At 59.2% G+C, this 22952-nt stretch carries 23 protein-coding genes and 6 pseudogenes; 12 read left to right on the top strand and 17 right to left on the bottom strand.

From position 1 onward, the window contains the following. Positions 1 to 13 precede the first annotated feature (13 nt). The 5 genes and pseudogenes from RSPPHO_RS12815 to RSPPHO_RS21180 form a co-directional block, all read right to left on the bottom strand. A complete protein-coding gene (locus RSPPHO_RS12815; RefSeq protein ID WP_014415650.1) occupies positions 14 to 1096 on the bottom strand; it encodes an IS5 family transposase in 1083 nt (360 codons plus the stop codon). Between the two features lie 481 nt (positions 1097 to 1577). Continuing rightward, positions 1578 to 2597: a UDP-glucose 4-epimerase GalE gene (gene galE, locus RSPPHO_RS19245; protein WP_081581769.1), complete on the bottom strand. Its 1020-nt coding sequence runs from the start codon at positions 2595 to 2597 to the stop codon at positions 1578 to 1580. Between the two features lie 106 nt (positions 2598 to 2703). After that, a pseudogene (locus RSPPHO_RS22050) lies at positions 2704 to 2977 on the bottom strand (IS66 family transposase); the annotation flags it as partial. Positions 2978 to 3462: 485 nt separating this feature from the next. Beyond that, positions 3463 to 4068: an IS630 family transposase gene (locus RSPPHO_RS21185; RefSeq protein ID WP_242390494.1), complete on the bottom strand. Its 606-nt coding sequence runs from the start codon at positions 4066 to 4068 to the stop codon at positions 3463 to 3465. Continuing rightward, the gene (locus tag RSPPHO_RS21180; RefSeq protein ID WP_242390493.1) at positions 3995 to 4498 is read right to left on the bottom strand and encodes a winged helix-turn-helix domain-containing protein; all 504 of its coding nucleotides are present in this window, start codon (positions 4496 to 4498) and stop codon (positions 3995 to 3997) included. The genes RSPPHO_RS21185 and RSPPHO_RS21180 overlap by 74 nt, the downstream gene beginning before the upstream one ends. Before the next feature lie 197 nt (positions 4499 to 4695). Between RSPPHO_RS21180 and RSPPHO_RS22045 the strand changes: the two genes are divergently transcribed. The 3 genes and pseudogenes from RSPPHO_RS22045 to RSPPHO_RS12805 all read left to right on the top strand — a co-directional run bounded on the left by RSPPHO_RS22045 (position 4696) and on the right by RSPPHO_RS12805 (position 5942). Beyond that, entirely contained in the window at positions 4696 to 4971 is a 276-nt protein-coding gene (locus tag RSPPHO_RS22045) for a hypothetical protein (RefSeq protein WP_162138070.1), read from the top strand. After that, positions 4941 to 5039: pseudogene (locus RSPPHO_RS19230) on the top strand (transposase); the annotation flags it as partial. The gene RSPPHO_RS22045 and the pseudogene RSPPHO_RS19230, both read left to right, overlap by 31 nt. Positions 5040 to 5223: 184 nt before the next feature. Next, positions 5224 to 5942 (top strand): annotated as a pseudogene (locus RSPPHO_RS12805) (transposase). A 425-nt stretch (positions 5943 to 6367) separates the two neighbouring features. Here the strand turns inward: RSPPHO_RS12805 and RSPPHO_RS19225 are convergent. Continuing rightward, positions 6368 to 7336, bottom strand: a complete 969-nt coding sequence (locus tag RSPPHO_RS19225) for a replication protein RepA (protein ID WP_081581768.1) — start codon at positions 7334 to 7336, stop codon at positions 6368 to 6370. Between the two features lie 475 nt (positions 7337 to 7811). On the opposite strand from RSPPHO_RS19225, the gene RSPPHO_RS12800 reads away from it, so the two are divergent. Continuing rightward, positions 7812 to 8894 (top strand): IS5 family transposase, encoded by a 1083-nt coding sequence (locus tag RSPPHO_RS12800; protein ID WP_041795481.1) that lies wholly within the window; start codon positions 7812 to 7814, stop codon positions 8892 to 8894. A 254-nt stretch (positions 8895 to 9148) separates the two neighbouring features. On the opposite strand, the pseudogene RSPPHO_RS19220 reads toward RSPPHO_RS12800, so the two are convergent. From RSPPHO_RS19220 to RSPPHO_RS19215, 3 pseudogenes are all read right to left on the bottom strand, one after another. Then, positions 9149 to 9337 (bottom strand): annotated as a pseudogene (locus RSPPHO_RS19220) (IS256 family transposase); the annotation flags it as partial. A gap of 14 nt (positions 9338 to 9351) precedes the next feature. Continuing rightward, a pseudogene (locus RSPPHO_RS12795) lies at positions 9352 to 9707 on the bottom strand (transposase); the annotation flags it as partial. A 21-nt stretch (positions 9708 to 9728) separates the two neighbouring features. Continuing rightward, a pseudogene (locus tag RSPPHO_RS19215) lies at positions 9729 to 9897 on the bottom strand (transposase); the annotation flags it as partial. A gap of 298 nt (positions 9898 to 10195) precedes the next feature. Between RSPPHO_RS19215 and RSPPHO_RS19210 the strand changes: the two are divergent. After that, complete coding sequence (locus tag RSPPHO_RS19210; RefSeq protein WP_081581767.1) at positions 10196 to 12007, top strand: class I SAM-dependent methyltransferase; 1812 nt, start codon at positions 10196 to 10198, stop codon at positions 12005 to 12007. A gap of 12 nt (positions 12008 to 12019) precedes the next feature. Further along, on the top strand, positions 12020 to 12457 hold the full coding sequence (locus tag RSPPHO_RS12785; RefSeq protein WP_041795473.1) for a hypothetical protein: 438 nt from the start codon (positions 12020 to 12022) through the stop codon (positions 12455 to 12457). A 173-nt stretch (positions 12458 to 12630) separates the two neighbouring features. Here the strand turns inward: RSPPHO_RS12785 and RSPPHO_RS12780 are convergent, their stop codons facing one another. The 3 genes from RSPPHO_RS12780 to RSPPHO_RS12775 all read right to left on the bottom strand — a co-directional run bounded on the left by RSPPHO_RS12780 (position 12631) and on the right by RSPPHO_RS12775 (position 13367). After that, on the bottom strand, positions 12631 to 12846 hold the full coding sequence (locus RSPPHO_RS12780; protein WP_041794291.1) for a hypothetical protein: 216 nt from the start codon (positions 12844 to 12846) through the stop codon (positions 12631 to 12633). Continuing rightward, positions 12839 to 13018, bottom strand: coding sequence for a GcrA family cell cycle regulator (locus RSPPHO_RS19205; protein ID WP_081581766.1), 180 nt, complete (start codon positions 13016 to 13018; stop codon positions 12839 to 12841). Before RSPPHO_RS19205 ends, RSPPHO_RS12780 begins: the two co-directional genes overlap by 8 nt. A gap of 64 nt (positions 13019 to 13082) precedes the next feature. Then, positions 13083 to 13367 carry a hypothetical protein gene (locus RSPPHO_RS12775; RefSeq protein WP_041795472.1) on the bottom strand — a complete coding sequence of 95 codons (285 nt, stop codon included), beginning with the start codon at positions 13365 to 13367 and terminating at the stop codon, positions 13083 to 13085. A gap of 116 nt (positions 13368 to 13483) precedes the next feature. On the opposite strand from RSPPHO_RS12775, the gene RSPPHO_RS12770 reads away from it, so the two are divergent. Together RSPPHO_RS12770 and RSPPHO_RS12765 are read left to right on the top strand one after the other, a co-directional pair. After that, positions 13484 to 13777 carry a DUF2312 domain-containing protein gene (locus RSPPHO_RS12770; protein WP_242390492.1) on the top strand — a complete coding sequence of 98 codons (294 nt, stop codon included), beginning with the start codon at positions 13484 to 13486 and terminating at the stop codon, positions 13775 to 13777. 23 nt (positions 13778 to 13800) lie between these two features. Continuing rightward, entirely contained in the window at positions 13801 to 14076 is a 276-nt protein-coding gene (locus tag RSPPHO_RS12765) for a hypothetical protein (protein ID WP_014413340.1), read from the top strand. Positions 14077 to 14197: 121 nt separating this feature from the next. On the opposite strand, the gene RSPPHO_RS20135 is transcribed toward RSPPHO_RS12765, so the two are convergent. The 3 genes from RSPPHO_RS20135 to RSPPHO_RS12755 all read right to left on the bottom strand — a co-directional run bounded on the left by RSPPHO_RS20135 (position 14198) and on the right by RSPPHO_RS12755 (position 15452). Next, positions 14198 to 14341 (bottom strand): hypothetical protein, encoded by a 144-nt coding sequence (locus RSPPHO_RS20135; RefSeq protein WP_157879231.1) that lies wholly within the window; start codon positions 14339 to 14341, stop codon positions 14198 to 14200. 12 nt (positions 14342 to 14353) lie between these two features. Then, entirely contained in the window at positions 14354 to 15121 is a 768-nt protein-coding gene (locus RSPPHO_RS12760) for a glycosyltransferase family 25 protein (protein ID WP_041795470.1), read from the bottom strand. Between the two features lie 88 nt (positions 15122 to 15209). Then, on the bottom strand, positions 15210 to 15452 hold the full coding sequence (locus RSPPHO_RS12755) for a DUF1178 family protein (RefSeq protein ID WP_014415638.1): 243 nt from the start codon (positions 15450 to 15452) through the stop codon (positions 15210 to 15212). Positions 15453 to 15711: 259 nt separating this feature from the next. Between RSPPHO_RS12755 and dnaK the strand changes: the two genes are divergently transcribed. From dnaK to dapB, 3 genes are all read left to right on the top strand, one after another. Continuing rightward, the gene (dnaK, locus tag RSPPHO_RS12750) at positions 15712 to 17637 is read left to right on the top strand and encodes a molecular chaperone DnaK (protein ID WP_014415637.1); all 1926 of its coding nucleotides are present in this window, start codon (positions 15712 to 15714) and stop codon (positions 17635 to 17637) included. 151 nt (positions 17638 to 17788) lie between these two features. Next, positions 17789 to 18925, top strand: a complete 1137-nt coding sequence (gene dnaJ / locus RSPPHO_RS12745; protein WP_014415636.1) for a molecular chaperone DnaJ — start codon at positions 17789 to 17791, stop codon at positions 18923 to 18925. Positions 18926 to 18954: 29 nt separating this feature from the next. Further along, positions 18955 to 19752, top strand: a complete 798-nt coding sequence (gene dapB, locus RSPPHO_RS12740; protein ID WP_014415635.1) for a 4-hydroxy-tetrahydrodipicolinate reductase — start codon at positions 18955 to 18957, stop codon at positions 19750 to 19752. Positions 19753 to 19807: 55 nt separating this feature from the next. On the opposite strand, the gene RSPPHO_RS21165 is transcribed toward dapB, so the two are convergent. Both RSPPHO_RS21165 and RSPPHO_RS21160 read right to left on the bottom strand, forming a co-directional pair. Further along, positions 19808 to 20743 (bottom strand): methyl-accepting chemotaxis protein, encoded by a 936-nt coding sequence (locus tag RSPPHO_RS21165; protein ID WP_014415634.1) that lies wholly within the window; start codon positions 20741 to 20743, stop codon positions 19808 to 19810. Between the two features lies 1 nt (position 20744). Then, positions 20745 to 21521 (bottom strand): MCP four helix bundle domain-containing protein, encoded by a 777-nt coding sequence (locus RSPPHO_RS21160; protein ID WP_014415633.1) that lies wholly within the window; start codon positions 21519 to 21521, stop codon positions 20745 to 20747. Between the two features lie 603 nt (positions 21522 to 22124). On the opposite strand from RSPPHO_RS21160, the gene RSPPHO_RS12730 reads away from it, so the two are divergent. Next, positions 22125 to 22952: a type 1 glutamine amidotransferase domain-containing protein gene (locus RSPPHO_RS12730; RefSeq protein WP_014415632.1), complete on the top strand. Its 828-nt coding sequence runs from the start codon at positions 22125 to 22127 to the stop codon at positions 22950 to 22952.

The following is a 22952-nucleotide window of genomic DNA, read 5'->3' as shown; positions in this document are numbered from 1 at the left end:
GGTCGGGCGCCGATCAGGCGAGTTCGGCCTGACGGTCGAGCCAGGACCAGCGCTTCATGTTGTAGGCCATATTGGCGAGCGTGATCGCTGCCCTGGCGCGGGCGAGGCCGATGGTGCGGATGACCAGCCCCATCCGACCCTTCATCTCGGCGAAGACATGCTCGACCCGGGAACGGATCCTGGATTTCACCGTGTTGGCCCTGGCGGTCGCCCGAGGCATCGGTTTGCCCTTGGGCTTCTTGCGGTGGATGCGGCTGACCTTGCCGGCTTCGGCAAGGAACGCCTCGTTGGCCTCGGAGCGGTAAGCGCTGTCGGCCCACACGTCGGAGGCGGTATTGGCCGGATCGATCAGCCCCTCGCGCAGTCGGGCGCCATCGGCTGCGGCCGCATCGGTGACGAGCGCGCGGCGGATGATCCCGTGCTTGCGGTCGATCGAGACGTGGTTCTTGTAACCGAAATGAGGGATGGCGATATCGCCTTGAGGTGTGCCGTCCTCTCTGACCTTTCCCTTGGAAAACTTCACCGTCCAGCGGGCATCGCAATCCTTCTGCCGCAGCTTGGCCGGCTTGTCTCGCCAGTCCTCGGGAACCTTGCCCTCCTTGATCGCCTGTTTCTCGGCCTCGGTATTGCGTTGGCGCGGCGCCGACACCAGCGTCGCGTCGACGATCTGCCCCGACATCGGCAGATAGCCCGCCTCGCTGATCGCCCGGTCGAGCCGCTGGAACAGATCGTCAAACGCACCGGCCGTGATCAGCGCTTCGCGGAAATCCCAAAGAGTGTTGGCATCCGGCACAGCATCGCCCGGCCCCAGGCCGCAGAACCGCATCCAACTCAGCCGGTCGCGCACCAGGTACGTCGTCCGACCCAGCGCCAGACCGTGCAGCGACTGCAACACCAGCATGTTGAATTTCAAAACCGCGTCGAAGCCGGGCCGACCGCCCTTCGAGGGCGCACTCCGTCGCCGGACCGCACGCTCCAGAACCGGCCGGAACAGTTCGAAATCCACCGTCTTCGACAGCGTCTCCAGCGGATCGCTCTCCGCCGAAAGTTCCGCCAGACGACGCTCGACATCCCAGAACCCAATCTGAACCGCCATTGCCGCCCCCCAATAGCCGATCGCCTATGGAATCACGAACCAGACCCAGACGCCAGTTTCCGGAGGTGTCCACCTTTTTGTTGTCCAAACCGCCTCAATACTCGGTTCTTCGAGGTGTCCATCTGGGACGACGACTATCTCAACCTCCTTGCCCTCACCACCATCCTCTTTGAGGCGGACGGCCACGGTGAATTCGCCTTTGGCTGCGTCTAAGCGGGCATGGACCTCGAATATGCCTGAAGCATCGTCTTCTTCAGATGCTCTGGCTGCAACCAAGGCGACGAGGTGACCGGATCAGAATCGGCCGAACTCGACAACGACGGCATACTCGGAATTGAGTTTTTCTTCGACAATGACGATGAGGTCGTTCTGAAAGCTCGCCGTGAATGACTTCTTCAACAACCTGCTAGGAGGATAAGTTTTGCCCTGGGTTTTCACGGAAACCGTTGCACAAATCAAATACGGGAACATGGATGTCGTATCAGCTCAGTCCCTTTGGATTGGCCTGCTGGAAGCGCCACGTATCAGCGCACATGGCAGCCAGATCGCGTTGAGCCTTCCATTTTAGAAGAGTAGTCGCTCGGGAAGGATCGGCAAAACAGACGGCCACATCACCGGGACGCCGAGGGGCTAGGACATACGGAATCGCCCGACCACTAGCTACAGAAAAGGCTTTTATCACCTCAAGCACGCTATAGCCGACCCCTGTGCCAAGATTGACTGTTAGCCCCTCCGAGCGTTCGAGCACCTCCAAAGCTCGGAGATGCCCCTGCGCTAGATCTACTACGTGGATATAATCGCGGATTCCTGTGCCATCTGGTGTAGGATAGTCGCTTCCCCAAATATTAACTACTTCTCTCAGGCCAACCGCGACCTGGGCCACAATAGGCATGAGATTGTTTGGAACCCCCAAAGGATTCTCGCCGATTAAACCGCTTTCATGCGCCCCCACAGGATTAAAATAACGTAGGATGGCAATGCGCATTAGCGGAGAAGATGCTTGAAAATCTCTAAGCATATCCTCAATAATCAGCTTAGTTCGGCCATAAGGATTGATCGCTGTCAAAGAATGGTCTTCGGTCAGAGGTAGCGTACATGGTTCCCCGTAGACCGTGGCAGAGGAACTGAAAACAAGGGCTTCTACTCCTTTGGCTTGCATAGCGCGCAAAAGTGTCAGCGTTCCCATCACGTTAATATCGTAGTATTCTAAAGGACGCAAAATAGAATCAGAAACTGCCTTCAATCCTGCAAAATGCAAAACGATCGAACACCCAAATCGCTCCAGGCTATATTCCAGAGATTTTTGATCTCTAATATCGCCACGAAACAAAATAACAGATTTTCCTGTAATTTTTTCTATACGACGTATAGTTTCAGGGTAACTATTCGAAAAATTATCAAATACAACTACACCATATCCAGAATTAAGGAGTTCAATACATGTGTGGCTTCCAATATAACCAGCTCCACCGGTAACGAGAACATTTTTTTTCAAAGTCATAAAAGATACAATCCTCTGAAAAAGTAAATTCTTACGGAGTTGACTGTTTGCCTATCAGGGGAATGCAAATTTTCCGCTGACGATGTCGCATAGGTCGCAATCGGAGCTCCCCAGAGAGGCGAGCGATTCCAATGACGGATCGGTATCCAGCGTGGATTTTTTGGATCCTTAGGCACAGCGGAAGTTATTGGTCACCTTACGAAACACCACTGAGGGCCGGGTTTCGCGGTCGTAAATGTTGTTTGTCGACGGCACCCGGCGATCCGGTAGGAAGACGAAGAATTTTCCACGCTAGGCCCTTATCTGCCGCTGAAGCGGTCTACCCGACGGCGATCGGCGATTGGAATACCGAGAAGCACGTCTAGGTGATGCTCAGCTTTGTGACGGGGCCGGCACCGCCCCCCAAACCGCTCAACCCGTGTTACCACGGGCCAGAAGGAGGGGAGGTCGATGTCGTCATAATGGTGACGGTAGACATGATGTCTCTCGCCATCAGCAATACGGTGCTTTGTTTTATCGGGGGGTTCCGTTAGAGCTCGGGTGATAACAAGATGGGACGATCGGATTTTTCCTGACTGTTCCGGGGGATTTTTGTCACGTTCCTGAAGTCCCCTCCTGTCCTTTGAGGAAGGAAGGTGGGAGTCCAACGAGGTCTTTCTGGACTTGCCAAGCAGAGCCTCTAATTCTTCCACTCGCGCCGCCAAGCGCTCAATCAACGCCACCTGATCGGTAATCAGGGCGTCGTTCTCGGTATGGCTGAGGCGATAGCGCAGTGTTTCTGCCATCCCTAGAGAGACACACATTTTGATCTCGACCGCAACACTCTCCAACCAACTCCCTGAGTAGTTATACCAAATCTCATTAATTAGAACCCATGAGCCCATTTTCGCAATCCGATTGACATGATCGTCCATGGCTGATCGACAAGCTTGTTCCAAGCGTAGCAGCAGTGGTTGATGATATCCTCGTGAGAGGTGAAGACACGGTTGGACAGCCAGTTWTCCCGCATAAACTGCCAGATGTTTTCGACGGGGTTCAGCTCTGGGCACTTGGGTGGGAGCGGCAGCAAGGTGATATTGGCGGGGATTGGCAAATCGCCGGAGAGATGCCATCCAGCCTGATCAAGAAGGACGACGGCATGGGCGCCAGGGGCGATGGCCTGGGAAATTTCCTTCAAGTGCAAGGTCATCGCCTTGGTGTTACAAACCGGCAGGACGAGACCAGCTGCTTTGCCCTCGGCTGGGCAGATTGCGCCAAACAGCCAGGCGGACTTGGTGCGCTGATCTCGCGGTGCCACTGGTCGCGTTCCGCGTCGTGCCCAGCGGTGGGTGATCTTGTTTTTCTGCCCGATGCGGGCTTTGTCCTGCCACCAGATCTCTATGGGCTTGCCTGCCGCTTCATGGGCCGCGATCTTGTCCAGGCGGGCGGGGAAGTTTTTTTGAATGTCTCGACGCCTCGGCGTCCTGGGCATGATGGCGAGGGCGCGCTGATAGCTTGCGGAACCCCATGGCGCGTAGTTCCCGGCTGAACGTCTGTTTGCTGATCGACACGCGGAATTCCTCGCACAGTCCTTGCGCCAAATCGACCAACCGCCAGCGGACAACGCCATGGATGGCCGGGGGACTGGACCTGCTTCCACCTTCTCGGCCAAGGCTTGGCGTTGGGCTTCGTTGAGGATGGAGGGATTGCAAGGGGCCTTGGTCATTGAAGGCCAAAACCCAGTCCCGCAAGGTCTGCAATCCCACGCCTCCGACCCGAGCCGCTTCTGTCCGGGACCGTCCATCGTAGACTTCCGCCAGGGCCAAAAGACGACGGGTTTGGTCCGCACAACGCGATGTGCGGGCCAAGGCGCGCAGGTCCTGCGCCGTGAAGTCCTCCTGAAGCCGAACCGCAGCCGCCATGGCAAACCTCCCTCCGTTTGACATGGTCAATCAGATCAGCGCTTTCTTGGGAAGCCCCTTCGTGAGTCTCCTTTAGCAGGATATGGTATTACACTATGATCGCGTCAGATGGGGGATCATCGGCTGCAGGGCATAGCGGTAAGGTAGTATGGGCTGAATCAACCGGCCCAAGGATCAAACCGATAACCGAGGAAATCATGGCCCTTTACGGGCTTTTGGAAAAGAGCGCCGATACCGATCTGCTGCGCGAGATGATCGGCTTTGCCGCCGAGCGGCTGATGGAACTGGAAGTGGCACGCCGGACATGGCGAGCGCACCCCCCTCCATCGGCGAAGATGCTCTTGATAAACGGAAACTGGGCAGATCCCTTTCAACAATGGCTTGGCGGCCTCATAAATCATTCATCAGCCCATGAACCCCAGCTCTCTCAAGGTTCTGGTTCCTCTTCTTCCCGCCCTACAGCCCCAACCTGAACCCCATCGAAATGGCATTCGCCAAGCTCAAGGCTCACCTCAAGCGGATCGAGGGCAGAACCATCGACACCTTTGGAAAGAATCGTGTCCCCGGATGTGGTGTAACAGCGCGATCACTGTTTGATCTCCGGCATGGATGGCCGGAGTGATCATAATTTTGCCGTCGATTCGGCGCACAGGCGAGACACTTGGCTCTTTGAGATGCCGCTCATGCCCATGGCCTTGACTAGATCATCGACCGAGCGACTGTCGATGTGGAACAAATCGACATGCAGCCGGATGGCGGCCATTGAGAAGAAGACGAAACGGTATCCCAGCGACCTGACCGACGAGGAATGGGGGGCGCTGGAGCCTTTGCTGCCGCAGCCGTCGGGACGCGGGCGCAAGCGCACGACCGACCTGCGTGAGGTGGTGAATGCCTTGCGTTACATGGTGCGGTCGGGCTGCGAGTGGCGGATGCTCCCGGTGCATTTCCCGCCGTGGCAGACGGTCTATTGGTGGTTCCGGCGCTTCGTGCGTTCCCTGCTGTTTCGCACCATCCATGACGTGGCGCTGATGATCGACCGCGAGCGCGCCGGGCGGGAGGCCAGCCCCACGGCGGGCGTCATCGACAGCCAGACCATCAAGGCCCCGATGGCCGACAAGCGCGGCTACGATGCCGGGAAGAAGATCGTCGGACGCAAGCGCTTGGCCATGGGTGAAGCATTTCTTCGCCCATTGTGCCTACGACCGCCGCAAGCTGCTCGACAAGGCGGCTTTCCTTGATTTCGTGGCCGAGGTCGTACGCCGCTCCGACACCGCCCCTGGTTTCAAGGTCATTCCGCGCCGCTGGGTGGTCGAGAGCAGCATCGGCTGGCTCACCCCGCTACCGCCGACTTGTCCGCGACTACGAACGGCGCCTCGACGTATCTGAGGCCATGATCTTTCTCGCAATGGGCAACCTGCTCGTTCGCAGGATTAGCCACCCCTGACATTCTCAAACGGACTCTAAGAGCTTTGTGGTGTTGCCCAAATACTAGATCGTTGAGCACACCTTCGGCTAACTAGCTAGATGCCGCCGCCTCACTAAAGACTTCAATAGCCTGTCCTAGGATCGCCTTAGCATTTCTGCGCCTCATGTTTTTCATAATCACAACAATTGAGAAATTATAAGGAACTTAGCGGACAGACTCTCAGTTTGCCATGTTGAAGTAAATCAGCGCTCTAATTCCTGCCGCAAGTCTTACTTAACATGACGCGTTATAACACATCAGTAATTCTCTCCAAAAAAGGAGACTGTTCATAATCATGATTTTATTAGTCATAATAAATTCTGTTAAAATTAAATATAATTTTTCAAATGTTACAATACATTAATAGAGCAATATTTTTTATTTTTGAAAATACCTTAAGAAATTTAAATACTTTCTGGGAAAGTTTCTGAACCTTTTTGGGAAAAACTAATAATACTTTGAACGTAGCGGGGTGATATAGGAGGACGACATGGATGAAGAATCACACCTCCCATGTTGTCTAGATCGACCCGGGCTTCTGGATACACTTGAAGAGCAAAACGGAGGTTTTCCAAAAAAGTACGGCGAAACTGGCTCATGGGGGTTTTATCGTCAAAGCCCGCTCCAAATTGTCCACGGAGAGACGCCCACCCTATTGTGGTTGGGTGCTGCAGAACATGTAGACGATAAGCAAGCCATATATAAATATCTAAGGCAAGAGAACGATTAGCTAAAGTTCGCACAGCAGATTCAAGAACGGGAACGGCATGTTGTTTAAGGCTACGAAAAAAATCGTCCGATAGTATAGCTGTCTGTGTCCAAAGCCTTTTTTGGCGACCATCATCTGTCATTTCACTAAGACAAAGTCCACCTTCTACAAAGTTTGAATTTTTAAAAGCTTCGCCACCCCGTTCATCCCAAAAAAAAGTGAGCGAACATAATGAGAGACGCATTGCTTGTTCATCGATCAAGCGATAGCTTTTACCACCAACAGAAATTCCCATACGAGTCATCCAGGCAGCCATTGATCCTCCAAGTTCTACTTCCGGAGATCCTGTCTTAAGAGCTTCCGTCTGTAGATACAGGAGTATCATTCTTGCTCTTGACCCATAGGGAAGACCTATAGGTTGTCCTGCACGATTATAACCTGGACGAACTAAGAGGGTAACGCGTCCATTTTCTCGGCGCCAAACTTCAGCGTCTGTTTTTKTGTGTGGTAAACAGGTAAGAGCAAAACCCGCATGAGTAATACCAAAATTTAAATCATCATCAAGTTCATTTGAGGATGATTCCGGGGATCGGCGTTTTTGTGGTTCCTGACAAGAGGTTTTGTTCTCTGCCTTTTTTGATATTTTCTCTTTGATGGGTTTCAAGCCTCATGCAAGGTCTTTTATTTAAAAAGCACTTCATAAAAAAACCGCTAAAAATATAATAACTTCCATAATTTCCGGAAGACCCATGGAGTATGGCGCATCTCAATGTGGTTGTCAAGTTGGACTCTACTCACACAAGCAATTGAAAATTATTTGTAAACTTAAGTTATTTGTTTGTGTGAGTAGAGTCCAAGGATTTTCCTCGAGTCGTGTGCGTAGAGTCCAATTTTTCGTGACTAGAGTCCAATTTTTTTCGAGGGGATCTGTGGATAACGCCCCGAATCTGTGGATAACTTTTTTTTCCCTCCTTCCTTGGCCTTGCGCGAAACTGTGGATAAGTTGTCGAATCTGTGGATTATTTTTTGGTGCATGGGCAATTCTCGCTGGGGTGTGACGACTCGAGTCGGACACCTCCGGAAACTGGCGTCTGGGTCTGGTTCGTGATTCCATAGGCGATCGGCTATTGGGGGCGGCAATGGCGGTTCAGATTGGGTTCTGGGATGTCGAGCGTCGTCTGGCGGAACTTTCGGCGGAGGGCGATCCGCTGGAGACGCTGTCGAAGACGGTGGATTTCGAACTGTTCCGGCCGGTTCTGGAGCGTGCGGTCCGGCGACGGAGTGCGCCCTCGAAGGGCGGTCGGCCCGGCTTCGACGCGGTTTTGAAATTCAACATGCTGGTGTTGCAGTCGCTGCACGGTCTGGCGCTGGGTCGGACGACGTATCTGGTGCGCGACCGGCTGAGCTGGATGCGGTTCTGCGGCCTGGGGCCGGGCGATGCGGTGCCGGATGCCAACACTCTGTGGGACTTCCGCGAAGCGCTGATCACGGCCGGTGCGTTTGACGATCTGTTCCAGCGGCTCGACCGGGCGATCAGCGAGGCGGGCTATCTGCCGATGTCGGGGCAGATCGTCGACGCGACGCTGGTGTCGGCGCCGCGCCAACGCAATACCGAGGCCGAGAAACAGGCGATCAAGGAGGGCAAGGTTCCCGAGGACTGGCGAGACAAGCCGGCCAAGCTGCGGCAGAAGGATTGCGATGCCCGCTGGACGGTGAAGTTTTCCAAGGGAAAGGTCAGAGAGGACGGCACACCTCAAGGCGATATCGCCATCCCTCATTTCGGTTACAAGAACCACGTCTCGATCGACCGCAAGCACGGGATCATCCGCCGCGCGCTCGTCACCGATGCGGCCGCAGCCGATGGCGCCCGACTGCGCGAGGGGCTGATCGATCCGGCCAATACCGCCTCCGACGTGTGGGCCGACAGCGCTTACCGCTCCGAGGCCAACGAGGCGTTCCTTGCCGAAGCCGGCAAGGTCAGCCGCATCCACCGCAAGAAGCCCAAGGGCAAACCGATGCCTCGGGCGACCGCCAGGGCCAACACGGTGAAATCCAGGATCCGTTCCCGGGTCGAGCATGTCTTCGCCGAGATGAAGGGTCGGATGGGGCTGGTCATCCGCACCATCGGCCTCGCCCGCGCCAGGGCAGCGATCACGCTTGCCAATATGGCCTACAACATGAAGCGCTGGTCCTGGCTCGACCGTCAGGCCGAACTCGCCTGATTGGCGCCCGACCGGGCGCCCTCCCAGGGGGGATGCCGCCGATCTTGGGGGATCGTCACCCGCTTCATACCACCCGACCCGGAAAATCAGTGATCGCCGCGCCGATCACACCCCGATCGAGCGGCCAGCGACATGCAGTGCCGTTCAAGGCCGGTTTCCGGAGGTGTCCAGTCGGGAGAAATAGCGATCGTCTCCCAGTGAGTGGGGTAACAGCGGTTTCGCCGTTTGATCTCCGGCAGGCTTGGCCGGTTTGATCAGGCTACCGCGACGGGCGGAAAGCTGTTGAGGGGACATCGCCAAAGTGTGCGACGAATTCCAGGGTCATGTAGCGGGTTCTCTGGACAGCCCATTCGTTATTCTGCTCAAGGAGGATGGCGTGCGCCCATCAGGCGGGTGATGGCATCTCCGTTTGGGAAGATGCCGACGACCTCGGTCCTGCGTTTAGAGCATATTTCGATCAGTCCGGGTCATAGCCACAGGCTCTGAAGTAGTTGGCGCATTCGCTTGGCAGGAACAGGTCGACGAGCCGTCCGATGAGGTTCCATAGGCCGGAGACGGTTCGCTCGGTCTCCTTTCGCAGCAAGGTCTTGAGCTTGGCGAAAGCCTTCTCGATGGGATTGAAGTCGGGGCTGTAGGGCGGGAGGAAGAGCACCGTCGCCCCTGCCGCCTCGATCACCTCGCGAACCGCCGGCGTTTGTGGCTGGACAGGTTGTCCATGACGACGATGTCACCCGAACGCAGCTCGGGGACCAGGACTTGGCGCACATAGGCCTCGAACCATTCGCCATTGATCGGCCCGTCGAGCACCATGGGGATCGTGTCCCGAGGAGTGGTGTAGCGCTCGGGAATTTCCACCCACGGCGAACCCCGTCTGGGACCGCCTCAGAATGCTGTTTAAGACGCGACTGTCATCGACACATGGCATACCGCGTGGCTTGTTCGGCAACAGGGGCTGAATGATCGACCATTCGTAATCGGTCAATTCGTAGCGGCGACGAGTCATCGAAGGATCCACAGAATATGGAGCCGTTCAATCACAAAAAGAAATTGACGGGAAATCTCTTTATGAGTTTACGGCTTAGGTCAACGTAGGAGAACAGTTCTCCAGATCGCTTATCCGTCCGTCCCCCGCATCATTCCCTCGGCCGTAATTAATTGACCATGATTGAATCTTGTCCGAGCGCGGCGGGCCACCGGATTTTTCAACAGCCTGCTAGTCTTGGAAAAAGACCAAAACGAAGTCTTTTCCTAAGCCCGGGTGTGAGGTAATTCCTAGGGTCACGCCGATAGGGAGAATGCTGATGGATGCCCCGCAAGAGGTCAATTGGACGCAAACAATTGAGTGGTTGGATGGTTCGACGACTCTTGACGCTCGGTGTCCGGCGTGTGGGGAACTTGGTCCTAAGCCCGTGACACTCAATGTACGCTCACCGTGGCCGCCCAATATTCCTCAGCCACAGGTTAAGTGCCCAGCGTGTGGTAGTGCGTTCAACCCGACCATGGGCCAGCCCCCTTATGAGGCTGTCCTTGATCCTCTTGTCGAATGCTATCTCGAGCAGAATGCTGGCATTGACGTCATGGCGGAAGTTCTGGCTGCAGTCGATCCTGCGCGAGTTTCCCGTTATCTCGATCTGGGGTGTGGGTTTGGTTTTGTCCTTGACTACACACGAACGGTCTATGGATGGTCTGGAAAAGGATTCGATCCAGGCTTTAGCGCCCGTGCGGGGCGGGAAATTTTGGGTGTTGATATCGAGCATGTTTATATCAAGGACCCAGCGGATGCTGGACCTGACCCCTATGATCTTATCCTCGCCTCGGAAGTCATTGAGCATATTTTCGAGCCAGAACCTCTCCTTAAAGTTCTACGCGAAATTCTCACTCCTAGTGGGACATTGCTTCTCACCACACCAAGTTCTACGGCTATACGACAGGACACTCAGATAGGGACGCTCTTGTCTCTTCTTTGTCCAGGCTATCACTTTGTTCTCTACAGCCCGAAGGGGCTTGAGATGGTTCTGCGCCGGGTTGGGTTCACAAACGTGGTTGTCTCCGATCTGGGTCATACGTTGCGGGCTGCGGCCTCTATGGGCCCGGTTCAGGCCGATTTCAGTCGTCGCCTTGATCGCCAAGCCTATGTGGGCTATCTGCGTGGGCGCGCCGGCAATACCGATCCTGCTACGCCCATTGGCATCGGTTTCCGCTACCGACTCTTGAAAGAGTGTGTAAATCTGGGGGATTATGCGGGGGCCCGCGAGGCATCTCGACATGTTTTTGAAAGTTGCCATTCCGGCTGGGGGATGAATATTAAAAATCCACAAGAAATTATTAAGGTTCTGACTGCTGCTCCACTCCCAAACAGTATTGATGAATATCACAAGAGCGCCCCATTTTGCTTGGGGAATATATTCTATTTTTGTGGCGTGTTGGCTTGGCAGGGGGATGGTGATCGTAAGATTGCTCACCAGTGGTTTAATGCAGCTGCTTTGGCCGGCGAGCGTATGCGTTTTGCGTTGCATATCATTGGCGCGGACGATGAAGAGACAGAAGAACTAACATGGAGAGCCAGGATTTATGCGGCCCATGTCCTCGTATGGGAAAGTCCGCAAGAAGCCGTTAATGCGATCGAAGTTCTTGAGACGACCCCAAGCCCCCTTCTGAAAGAAAAGATTAATTCTCGTCTTTTGCTGCCAATGCGGGCTCGTCTCTTTGTTGATCTTGTCAACCTCAACCAATCGGCTTCCGCCGATCGACTGATGAGCGTTGTCGAGGCTCTGTTGCCCGCAGATATTCCGACTAGGTCAGCCCTCGAACATGCCCTTGGGATCTTAACCCTCAACTATCGCAAGGCACCGTTAACGGCGGTACGTTGGTTCGAGGCCGCTTACCGTGACGCCCTGGCGGTGGTTCGCGAAACACAGGGGCCTCTTCATGAGACCTTGTGGTCCTCGCTGTATCACCAAGCATATGCCCTCAACATTGCAGGACGACGAGAGGACGCAGACAAAATAGCCCGCCTTCTGCTCGACCATCCCGAAGCAGCGGAGCTGCCGCCGCTTTCTCCTACACTACGGTCGCGGGCGATGGCTCTTCTTTCCCCTCGTGGACAGCGCTAAGGAGTATTTTTGATGAGCCTTAACGACCAGGCGGCGTCTCGTATACGAAATGCCGTTTCTCTCATGGTCAGAGGCACGCGCCTAGCCTTGGCGCACTTCTCTTACCTTCGGGCTTATTTTCGGCACTCGACCTACGTCAGGGAAACCATAGAGGGACGTCGTCGCTTGGTAGGAGCGCGGCGGGTGGCGGTTTTCGTGCACTTCGACCGAGGCGGAACAGTTCACGATTACGTTGATCATCACCTGCGTCTGCTGGAAAACGTTGGATACGCTATCGTTTTTGTTAGCAATGCCCCGGTTCTGTCTGCTGCCACCCTTGAGAGCCTAAAACCGCGCTGTGCTTTGATCCTCCGGCGTGAGAACGTCGGTTATGATTTCGGCGCGTATAAGGAAGGAATCGCAGCCATTCCTGATTTATCAGTCGTTGACGATCTTCTATTGGACAAATGATAGCGTTTTATCGGTCCCTTTTCATCACTCCCGCTCATATCCTAAAGAAAAAATGCCCTACCCGAAAATGCCGTATTTATGGGGGGCAACAGACAGCTGGGAATTTTCCTTTCATCTCCAGAGCTATTCTCTCTATTTATGAAGGCATGCTGGCCCCGGCGTCTTCTTCAGGGCTAGGGCGCGGCTGTCTGGACCTGCACCCCTGGAAACTCGATCACCGGCATCTCTGCCTTCCGAAGCGCCGCATTGGCCTCTTCAATCATCGCCCGCACTGGCACCACCCGCCCGTCGAGCCGCCACCCCGAAGGGCTGCGCTTGTCGGACTGGACCCGGCGCCCGGTTTGGGCGAGTGCGGCAATTGCCCGGACAGTCGGGCTCTCGTTATTCATGGTCGTGTCTCGGCTCTGGCTTGGGCATGACCACGTAGGCCCGAGCTGCGTGCTCGGCGCAGTAGGGCTTATCGGGCAGGGCTGGCTCGCCGCAAAAGGTGAAGCTGGGCTCGCCAGGGTGGCCGATTGGCCAGCGGCAGGCACCGGCGGGAAGGTCGAAGAGACTGGGCATAGTCAGCGTCCCCGGCTGGTGGCGAGGACCAGCAGTGCCCACGCGGCGAGGCGCAGGGCGGCGGTCATTGGGCGATCCTCAGGGGGATGGTCGGGGCGGTCGATGCCGCCTCCAGAATCGCCTGATAAGCCCGGAGGATTGGCGCCTCCCCGAGACCGGCGGCGACGTAAGCCGCATCCAGCTTCATCATCTGGTCGCAGTTGGGCTTGGTGTCGTGGTCTGGGTCTGTCCACCGGTAGACGTGCGTGACACTTTTGCCGACGACGGCCGCCGCCTTCTCACGCCCCAGACCCACCATCACCTTCATGATGGCATCCTCGATAGACAGTGGTTCGCGCGGTTTGGTCATTGTTTGCACCTATAGCGATTCACATGGACCCGTTTCCCCGAATCATCGGACGATCTCTTTGTCAGCAGTCACCCGGAACGTGCGGCGGCAACCGCACCCGGCGAGGAGATCGAGAGATGAAACCGGTTCGGATCATCGGCATGGCGTGGTTCCGTCGAGAAGATTGGCCCCGCGGTTCGGGACATCATGGAGGACGCCGACGCCCTCCCTTCGTGGCCCGGATCGAGCGGCTGGAAGAGGAAAAAGCCAACATCGCCAACGACATCGGCGAGGTTTATAGCGAAGCCAAGTCGTCCGGCTTTGACGTCAAGATCCTGCGCAAGCTGATTGCCATGCGCAAGAAAAGCAAGCAGGCCCTCGCCGAAGAAGATGAGTTTCTGTCGGTGTATCGCGCCGCTGTCGGGCTGTAGGTGCTGCGATGAAGCGCCCCGCCATGACCCCAGCCGGCCTCGTCCGTGCCGTGCGCAACGCCGCACCCGGCGAGACCGTGGTTTACATCCGCGCCGACGACCGTCGGGCCTGCCAAGTCGTCAAAGATGTGGCCCTGGGCCTGTCGCGCCTCGGTTTTGTTGCTCTGGTCCAGCGGCGGGTGGGCTGCGGCCTTCAGTATGAGGCGCAGCGCACCTGCACAATCATGAGCAAGAGCGTCGGACCGATCGAGGCGCGAAAGGCGGCGCTCGCTGCGCTCAAGGTGAGCGACGATGGATGAGGCGACACTTATTGCAAAGTGGGCGGCGGTACTTGTCGCTCAGGTCATTTTGATTTTTTCAATATTCCGCGGAGGGGATTTGCAATGAAACACCCCGAAGACGCCCTCCAGATTTCCGTCGTCAACACCCTTCATCGACCGGGGCGCGTGCGGCGTCGCTCAGGGTGGCCGGATCGGGGACGGCGAGGGGGGTTTGGGGAAAGGCGGCGAGGGGCGCCAGAGGCGAGGGGGGGGCGCCAGGCGGGTGGAGAATGAAAATGTGCATGCGACGCCTCGCTCAGGGGTGACGCAGGGCATACCAGCGCTTGGCCACGCCGTCTCGCCAGCGGTTGAGGCGCCGGCGCCATAAAACGCCCTTGCCCTGCGCGTAACGGCGTCGGGGGTCGCGGGTCCCGATGGCCGAGGGGAGTGCGTCTTGGTGGCCAACCGGGAAGGGGAAAACAATATAGGGGTCGAGGCCGTTTTCCCAGTAGCGGTCCATCATGTGGTCCACCGGCATGAAAATCTTTTCGCCATAGGCCCGCATGCGGCGTGCGCCCTCGGCGGTCATGACATAGCCTTGCAGGCCAAGAACGTGGGTTTTCAGGCGATAGAGGGCATGGGGGCCGCCCAGGGGCTGGGGCGTTTTGTGGCGGGCCACGGCCTTGGCCATGGCTTTGGCGCGTAAGGAGGCGAGGCGGACCACCTGCCAGGGCCGGGTGGCGGGGTCGGTCTGGCTCAGGGTTTCCAGGAGGGCCGGCAGGCTGTCGGCCAAGGTGGCGTCGTCTTCCAAGATCAGGGCCATGGCGTGGCCGTCGTCACACAGCCGGGTCCAGGCGCGTTCGTGGGCGAGGTAGCAGCCCACCTCGCCCGGCAGCATGTCCACGCCATAGAGGCCGAGGCAGCGCGCGCGGTCGTAGCGGGCGTGGTCGCTTTCGCTCAGGGTCTCGGGGGTGACGCCGTCGATGAGGGTGGCCGCAAGGCCCAGGCGGTTCAGGGCGTCCAGCAAGGGGGCGCGGCGCGAAGCGGCGGCCGGCAGGGACAGAACATAGATGGGCAGGGGCATGGAGCGCTCGCGAGCTGGACCGAAGGACCGGCTCAGGAAAGCCCCTCTCCGGGGCGGGGGCAAGAGGCTTTGCGAGGCTGACGCGCGTCTAGCCGGCCAGGGCGGGGCACGATCCGGCGCAGCACGAGGCCGAGGCGCACGACGGCAAGGCGGGAGCGCTGGGCTTGGACGCCCCGATGTTGGGAGCCATCAGGCTTTTGCGCACCGTGGTCGCGCCGCACTCGGGGCAGGTGATGGCGTGGGCGGCGAGTTGGGCATCGGCGTCGGCGATGGAGTCGAACCAGTGCTCGAAGACATGTTCGTCGGGGCATTCCAGGCTGTAGCGGATCATGGGTGGTTCCTAAGCTTGCAAAGAACGGCCGGTCTGCTTATAGCGAGGGGCCGGGGGTGGGGGAACCCCCCTCGGTTCCGATGAGGCGCCCTGATGGCGCTTGTTGCGGGAATTACCGACCCCTCTTATATAGGGCGTGCGAGCCCGGATTGGGTCGCGTTTCCGTTCTCAACGGGCCTTCCAATCACCGGTCTCCGGGGATCACCGCGATGCCTGACAGTGGTCGCGGAAGGTCTGCCAACGAGGAGAGAGTGGCATTATGAGCAAGGTTATCGGTATCGACCTGGGAACGACCAACTCCTGCGTGGCCGTCATGGACGGCAAGGATGTTCGGGTCATTGAAAACGCCGAAGGCGCGCGCACCACGCCGTCGATGGTCGCCTTCAGCGATTCGGGGGAGCGTCTGGTGGGCCAGCCGGCCAAGCGCCAGGCCGTGACCAACCCGGAAAACACCCTGTTTGCCATCAAGCGCCTGATCGGCCGTCGCTATGAAGATCCGACCGTCGAAAAGGACAAGGGGCTGGTCCCCTACAAGATCGTCAAGGGCGACAACGGCGACGCCTGGGTGGATGCCCGCGGCGAGAAGTATGCGCCCAGCCAGATCTCGGCCTTCGTGCTGCAAAAGATGAAGGAAACGGCCGAGGCTCATCTGGGCCAGCCGGTCACCCAGGCGGTGATCACCGTGCCGGCCTACTTCAACGACTCGCAGCGTCAGGCCACCAAGGATGCCGGGCGCATCGCCGGTCTTGAGGTGCTGCGCATCATCAACGAGCCGACGGCGGCGGCGCTCGCCTATGGCTTGGACAAGAAGGCCTCGGGCATCATCGCCGTTTACGACCTGGGCGGCGGGACCTTCGACGTGTCCGTGCTGGAAATCGGCGATGGCGTGTTCGAGGTGAAGTCCACCAACGGCGACACCTTCCTGGGCGGCGAGGACTTCGACGCCCGCATCATCGACTATCTGGCCGACGAGTTTAAGAAGGAGCAGGGCATCAACCTGCGCACCGACCGTCTGGCGCTCCAGCGTCTGAAGGAAGCGGCGGAAAAGGCCAAGATCGAGCTGTCCAGCTCGATGCAGACCGAAATCAACCTGCCCTTTATCACCGCCGACCAGAGCGGCCCCAAGCACCTCAACATCAAGCTGACCCGCGCCAAGCTGGAAGCCCTGGTCGATGACCTGATCGAGCGCACCATCGAGCCCTGCCGTAAGGCGCTGGCCGACGCCGGGGTCAAGGCGAGCGAGATCGACGAGGTGATCTTGGTCGGCGGCATGACCCGCATGCCCAAGGTCCAGGCCACCGTCAAGGCCTTCTTCGGCCGCGAGCCGCACAAGGGCGTGAACCCCGACGAGGTGGTCGCCATGGGCGCCGCCATCCAAGGCGGCGTGCTCAAGGGCGACGTCAAGGACGTGCTGCTGCTCGACGTGACCCCGCTCTCCCTGGGCATCGAGACCCTGGGGGGCGTGTTCACCCGCTTGATCGACCGCAACACCACCATCCCGACCCGCAAGTCCCAGACCTTCTCCACGGCCGACGACAACCAGACCGCCGTGACCATCCGGGTCTTCCAGGGCGAGCGCGAGATGGCCGCCGACAACAAGATGCTGGGTCAGTTCGACCTGGTGGGCATTCCGCCGGCGCCGCGCGGTGTGCCGCAGATCGAGGTCACGTTTGACATCGACGCCAACGGCATCGTCAACGTCAGCGCCAAGGACAAGGCGACCAACAAGGAGCAGGCGATCCGCATTCAGGCCTCGGGGGGCCTGTCGGATGGCGACATCGACCGCATGGTGCGCGAAGCCGAGAAGAACGCCGAGGCCGACCGCAAGCGGCGTCAGGCGGTGGAAGCCCGCAACCACGCCGATGGCCTGATCCACACCACTGAACGCACCTTGAGCGAGCATGGCGACAAGCTGCCGGCCGCCGAAAAGACCAAGGTGGAGGCGGACGTCAAGGCCCTGCGCGAGGTTCTCGACTCCGGCGACGCCGACGCGATCAAGGCCAAGACCGATGCCCTGGTCCAGTCCTCGATGAAGCTGGGCGAGTTCCTCTACAAGGACGCCGGCGCCGACGCCCCCGAGGCGCCGCAGCCGGGCCCGGGCGCGTCGGCCGCCGGGGCTGGCACCGGGGAGGAGCGCGTTGTGGACGCCGACTTCGAGGAAGTCAACGAGCGCAAGTCGTCGTAAGGCTCGGGGTGTCGCCTCGGCGGGGATCCCCACCCCGCCGGGCGGCACCCGCTGCCCTTGGCCTTTCCCCTTCCGTGGTGCCTGGACGAGGGCGCGCTCCGGCCCCGGGCCGTGACGCGCCCGTCCGGCACCGGACACCGGACCGTCCATCATGAGCAAACGCGATTATTACGAAGTCCTTGGGGTCGCCAAAGGCGCGTCGGCCGATGACCTGAAGAAGGCCTACCGCAAGCTGGCCATGCAGTATCACCCGGATCGCAATCCGGGCAACAAGGACGCCGACGTCAAGTTTCGCGAAGTCAACGAAGCCTACGAAGTCCTGAAGGACGACCAGAAGCGCGCCGCCTACGACCGCTTTGGTCATGCCGCCTTCGAGCAGGGCGGCGGCGCGGGCGCCCGGGGCTTTGGCGATTTCGGCGGGGCCGGCTTTGCCGATATTTTCGACGAAATGTTCGGGGAATTCATGGGCGGCGGCCGGCGCGGTGGCGGCACGGCGGCCCAGCGCGGCAACGACCTGCGCTACAACATGGAAATCTCCCTGGAGGATGCCTTCAGCGGCAAGAAGACCACCATTCGCGTCCCCACCAGCGTGGTGTGCACCACCTGCAAAGGCTCGGGCGCGCGCGGCGGCTCGGCCCCCGATACCTGCCCCACCTGTAAAGGCTCCGGCCGGGTGCGGGCGCAGCAGGGCTTTTTCACCATTGAACGGGCCTGTCCCACCTGTCACGGCCAGGGCAAGGTCATTCGCGATCCCTGCCCGGACTGCGCCGGCAGCGGCCGCCAGCGCAAGGAAAAGACCCTGGAGGTCTCCATTCCCGCCGGCGTGGAAGAGGGCACCCGGATCCGCTTGGCCAGCGAGGGCGAGGCGGGCTTGCGCGGCGCCCCGCCGGGGGATCTGTATATTTTCCTCACCATTACCCCGCATCGCCTGTTCCAGCGTGATGGCGCCAACATTCATTGCAAGGTGCCCATCCCCATGACCACGGCGACGCTGGGCGGCGCGATCGAAGTGCCGACCATCGACGGCGGTCGTGCCTCGGTCAACATCCCCAAGGGGACCCAGTCGGGTGACCAGTTCCGGTTGCGCGGCAAGGGCATGACCGTGTTGCGTGGCAATACGCGCGGTGACATGTTCATCCATGCCTCGGTAGAGACCCCCGTGAACCTCACCAAGCGGCAAGAAGAGCTGTTGCGTGAGTTCGAGCAGGCGGGCGAACAGGATTCCAGCCCGGAGTCTTCTTCCTTTTTCAAAAAGGTTAAGGAATTCTGGGAGGATCTGACCGACTGAAGACCCCGCGGGCCAAAGGAGATGGGACAATGAGGATCGGAATCGTCGGGTGCGCCGGACGCATGGGCCGGATGCTCGTCAAGGAAACCCTGGCGACGCCCGGCGCCGAACTGGCGGGCGGTATTGAGCGCGCCGGCTCGCCGGCCGTGGGTATCGACCTCGGCGTGCTGGCCGAGGGCACCATGGTGGGGGTGGTTGCTACCGACAGCGCCGCCGACCTGTTTGCCGTCTCGGATGTGGTGATCGACTTTTCCACCCCCGGCGCCACCGTGGCCCATGCGGCGCTGGCCGCCAAAAGCGATACGGCGCTGGTCATTGGTACCACCGGCATGGGGCCGGCCGATCTGGCCGTACTGCATGCGGCGGCCGCCGAGGTCCCCATCGTTTTCTCGCCCAACATGAGCGTGGGCGTGACCTTGCTCACCGCCTTGACCGAGCGGGTCGCGGCCATTCTCGGCGAAGATTACGACATCGAGATCGTCGAGATGCACCATCGCCACAAGGTCGATGCCCCCTCGGGCACCGCCCTGGGGCTGGGCCGGGCGGCGGCGGCGGGCCGGGGCATTTCCCTGGAGGCCATGTCCACCCGGGTGCGTGATGGCCATACCGGGCCGCGCGTGCCGGGCTCCATCGGCTTTGCCACCTTGCGCGGCGGCGATGTGGTGGGCGATCACTCGGTGATCTTTGCCGCCGAAGGCGAGCGGGTGGAACTGACCCACAAGGCTTCTAGCCGGGCGGTGTTCGCCAAGGGCGCCGTGCGCGCCGCCTTGTGGTGCGAGGGGCGGCCGGCTGGCCTTTGGACCATGCGCGACGTTTTGGGGCTTTAAGCAAAAAAAGCAAGGCTGGGGAGGCGGGCCTCCCCAGACCCCTCCGCTCCGGGGATCAGGCGGCTTTCAGGAAACGATTCATGTCGTCCAGGAAGCGCAGGGTTTCTTCGCGCAGGGCGTCGCCCCGGCGGGTGAGGTCGCGGGTGTGGTCGAGCAGGCGCCGCGCGCTGCCGCCGGTTTCGGTGGCGGCTTGGCTGACATCCCCGATGGCGTGGGCCACTTGGTCGGTACCGCCGGCGGCGCGCTGGACACTGCCGGCAATTTCGCTGGTGGCCGAGGCCTGTTGCTCGACAGCGGCGGCGATGCTGGCCGTCGTGGTGTTGATTTCGTTGATGCGGGCCACGATCGCGCCAATGGCGGCGACGGCGTTTTGGGTCGAGGCCTGGACGGCGCCGATTTGCGCGCTGATTTCGTCGGTGGCGCGGGCGGTCTGGTTGGCGAGCGATTTGACCTCGCCGGCGACGACGGCAAAGCCCTTGCCGGCATCGCCGGCGCGCGCCGCCTCGATGGTGGCGTTGAGGGCCAGGAGGTTGGTCTGGGAGGCGATGTCGTTGATGAGCTTGACGACTTCGCCAATGCGGGCCGAGGCCTCGGCAAGGCCGCGAATGGTTTCGTTGGTGGCACGCGCCTCGGTGACGGCCGACGACGACAGGCGGTTGGACTGCTCGACCTGTCGCCCGATTTCCCGAATGGAGACGGAGAGTTCCTCGGCGGCAGCGGCGGCGTTTTGGACGTTGGCGCTAGCGTCGCGGGTGGCGCGGGTCATGGCGCCCACTTGGGTATCGGTGTTTTCGGCGGTGTGGGTCATGCCAACCGCAGTTTGTTCCAGGTCGGCGTAGGCCCGGGTCACGGCGTCGAGAGCGTCGCTGGCGCTGCGTTGATACTCACTCATGCGGCGTTCCACCGCGTGGGCTCGTTGCTCGATGGCCTCGACACGGCGTTGTTCTTCGGCTTGCAGGGCAAGGCGTTCGTGGGCGGTGTGCTTGAACACGTTAAGGGCGCGGGCGATCTGGCCGATTTCGTCGCCGCGTGTAGCCTCGGGGACGGTCCACCGTGACGTCGCCGTTGGCGAGGCGCTCGACGGTGTGGGTCAGGCGTGACAGAGGCGTGGTCACCAGACGGCTGACCACGAGATAGCAAAACACCAACGAGCCGATCCCCAGCCCGGCCCCCAGGATGACGCCCCATAGCACGGTCTGGTGCACCAGGGCTTCCATCTCGGTCGTATTTTGTTCCATGAGGGTCTGGTTGACGCGGATTCGTTGTTCGGTGTTTTCGGCCAGGGCGAGGCGCACGGGGCGAACCTTCTTGGCCCAGATTTCGCGGGCGGCGGGAATGTTGTCGGCCTGGACGGTGGCGATGGCGTCGCGCGAGGCTTGATCGTAGTCCCGCAGCTTGGCCCTGAGGTCATCAACGATGGCTTTGCGCTCTGGGGTTGTGGCGGCGGCGCTGCCAGCGTCGAGATTCTTCTGGAGCAGGCTGATGCTCTCGCCATAGCGGGCGACGACTCGATCCAGGGCTTCCTTGTCTTTGCTGACGAGCAAGGTGGAAAGGGCGGCAATGGACGCGTTATTGATTTCAGACATGAAACCGAGGGCTAGCAAGGAACGCTTGGCGTCTTCGTTGATCACCTTGCTGGCTTTTTCTTCGATCACGATCAAACTGCGATAAGCGACGGCCAAGCCGCCACAGAACAGCAAAATAGTGATCAAGACGGGGAGGATGATTTTTTTCAGGACACTCAGAGACTGAAGGGCACCGCTGGACATGGGATCCTCATTCGGTCAAGGCTGCATTTTTTCTTTCACGACATGAAGCCGCTAGCCACACCTTCCATCTCCCGGTCATGTGCTTGGAAAAGGGCGTGGATCAGGGCATGCGGATTGGTGGACGCGGTGGGTGTGACCTTTTTGTCTTTGTAGGTTAATCGCTGACTCTTTAGACGTCAATTCATCATCTTGACGGTGGGAAAGATGGAGATTTCGCTGACGTAAAGGAACGCCCGGGGTGATTTTCCTTTTATATCTCGTTTGCTTTTTCGCTTTTCTGGATGGATCGCGTAGGGATCAGGGGCTGTGGCCCGGGGGGCTAAGGTCGGTTGATAAAATTCGATTAACGCCCGCAAAGAGAGACTCTGTTGACTTAAAAGAGCTTTGTGCCATCCAATGACTTTTTGAGCGTGGCGAGGGTGGTTTGGGGTTGACCCTTGCGGAAAATCTGGAAATAGTATCACTCCAAAGTGAGTGGGCGTGCGAGGCCAGATCTCTCGCAAGAGTGGACCAAGAGAGCCTGTTGCTTCTGTGATGTTCCTAAAAAGAAGCGCGTGAGACGGGCGGGAGTCGTGTCTACGCTGGTTTGAGGGGGCCCGGAGAATGCCTTCAAAGAAGATACTCACCGTTCTCTCCGAGTATGGGTACTGGGGAGAAGAGCTGCTGGGGCCTTTGGAATGTCTTGAAGTGGCGGGCCACTCCTTGGAGTTTGTGACCCCGCGTGGTGGGCGGCCCCGCGCCTTGCCGGTGAGTATGGATCCCGGCTTTGTCGATCCGCCCTTGGGCATGCCGGTGACCTCGGCGGCGACGGCGGCCAAGGTCCGCGCCCTGGACGACTCCCCGAGGCTCGATCACCCACGCAACCTCGCGGCGTGGTTCCCGGAACGCCCCTATTTCAGTGCCCCCAACTTTTTGCGAGCCCTGGAAGAGTATAACGAGACCCTCAAGAAAGCGCGGCAAGATCTGGATGATTTTGCCGCGCTTCTTCTTGTGGGGGGCAGTGGTCCCATCGTTGACATGGTCAATAACCAGCGCTTGCACGATGTGGTCCTGGCGTTTTATCAGACCAATCGGCCGATTTGTGCCATCTGTTATGGTGTGGCCTGCTTGGCCTTTGCCCGCGATCTCAACGAGCGCCAAAGCATTTTGCACGGCCGCCATGTCACTGGTCACACGGTGGAATACGATTATCACGACGGGACCGGTTTTCTCGGCAGTGACCTCAACATGGGGCCGCCGCCCTACACGCTGGAATACATCTTGCGCGATACCGTGGGGCCAGAGGGTCAGTATCACGGCAACTTCGGCAAGAAGACTTCCGTTATCGTCGATTATCCCTTCATCACCGCCCGCTCCAATCAATGCTCCTACGAAGCCGGCGATGCCTTGGTGGCTGTGCTTGACCGGGGCCTGCGACGTCAGGGCTGGTGA

It is taken from the genome of Pararhodospirillum photometricum DSM 122, from assembly GCF_000284415.1.
Classification (GTDB): domain Bacteria; phylum Pseudomonadota; class Alphaproteobacteria; order Rhodospirillales; family Rhodospirillaceae; genus Pararhodospirillum; species Pararhodospirillum photometricum.
The sequence above is the reverse complement of the archived record's forward strand: the minus strand, read 5'-3'. Positions and strand labels throughout refer to the sequence as shown.

What these genes read in the sequence shown, in the direction of transcription:
- RSPPHO_RS12815 (WP_014415650.1), bottom strand. Translation starts at nt 1,096, where the DNA reads ATGGCGGTTCAGATTGGGTTCTGGGATGTCGAGCGTCGTCTGGCGGAA.
- galE (WP_081581769.1), bottom strand. Translation starts at nt 2,597, where the DNA reads ATGACTTTGAAAAAAAATGTTCTCGTTACCGGTGGAGCTGGTTATATT.
- RSPPHO_RS21180 (WP_242390493.1), bottom strand. Translation starts at nt 4,498, where the DNA reads ATGGCGGCTGCGGTTCGGCTTCAGGAGGACTTCACGGCGCAGGACCTG.
- RSPPHO_RS22045 (WP_162138070.1), top strand. Translation starts at nt 4,696, where the DNA reads ATGGCCCTTTACGGGCTTTTGGAAAAGAGCGCCGATACCGATCTGCTG.
- RSPPHO_RS12800 (WP_041795481.1), top strand. Translation starts at nt 7,812, where the DNA reads ATGGCGGTTCAGATTGGGTTCTGGGATGTCGAGCGTCGTCTGGCGGAA.
- RSPPHO_RS19210 (WP_081581767.1), top strand. Translation starts at nt 10,196, where the DNA reads ATGGATGCCCCGCAAGAGGTCAATTGGACGCAAACAATTGAGTGGTTG.
- RSPPHO_RS12785 (WP_041795473.1), top strand. Translation starts at nt 12,020, where the DNA reads ATGAGCCTTAACGACCAGGCGGCGTCTCGTATACGAAATGCCGTTTCT.
- RSPPHO_RS12780 (WP_041794291.1), bottom strand. Translation starts at nt 12,846, where the DNA reads ATGAATAACGAGAGCCCGACTGTCCGGGCAATTGCCGCACTCGCCCAA.
- RSPPHO_RS19205 (WP_081581766.1), bottom strand. Translation starts at nt 13,018, where the DNA reads ATGCCCAGTCTCTTCGACCTTCCCGCCGGTGCCTGCCGCTGGCCAATC.
- RSPPHO_RS12775 (WP_041795472.1), bottom strand. Translation starts at nt 13,367, where the DNA reads ATGACCAAACCGCGCGAACCACTGTCTATCGAGGATGCCATCATGAAG.
- RSPPHO_RS12770 (WP_242390492.1), top strand. Translation starts at nt 13,484, where the DNA reads ATGAAACCGGTTCGGATCATCGGCATGGCGTGGTTCCGTCGAGAAGAT.
- RSPPHO_RS12765 (WP_014413340.1), top strand. Translation starts at nt 13,801, where the DNA reads ATGACCCCAGCCGGCCTCGTCCGTGCCGTGCGCAACGCCGCACCCGGC.
- RSPPHO_RS20135 (WP_157879231.1), bottom strand. Translation starts at nt 14,341, where the DNA reads ATGCACATTTTCATTCTCCACCCGCCTGGCGCCCCCCCCTCGCCTCTG.
- RSPPHO_RS12760 (WP_041795470.1), bottom strand. Translation starts at nt 15,121, where the DNA reads ATGCCCCTGCCCATCTATGTTCTGTCCCTGCCGGCCGCCGCTTCGCGC.
- RSPPHO_RS12755 (WP_014415638.1), bottom strand. Translation starts at nt 15,452, where the DNA reads ATGATCCGCTACAGCCTGGAATGCCCCGACGAACATGTCTTCGAGCAC.
- dnaK (WP_014415637.1), top strand. Translation starts at nt 15,712, where the DNA reads ATGAGCAAGGTTATCGGTATCGACCTGGGAACGACCAACTCCTGCGTG.
- dnaJ (WP_014415636.1), top strand. Translation starts at nt 17,789, where the DNA reads ATGAGCAAACGCGATTATTACGAAGTCCTTGGGGTCGCCAAAGGCGCG.
- dapB (WP_014415635.1), top strand. Translation starts at nt 18,955, where the DNA reads ATGAGGATCGGAATCGTCGGGTGCGCCGGACGCATGGGCCGGATGCTC.
- RSPPHO_RS21160 (WP_014415633.1), bottom strand. Translation starts at nt 21,521, where the DNA reads ATGTCCAGCGGTGCCCTTCAGTCTCTGAGTGTCCTGAAAAAAATCATC.
- RSPPHO_RS12730 (WP_014415632.1), top strand. Translation starts at nt 22,125, where the DNA reads ATGCCTTCAAAGAAGATACTCACCGTTCTCTCCGAGTATGGGTACTGG.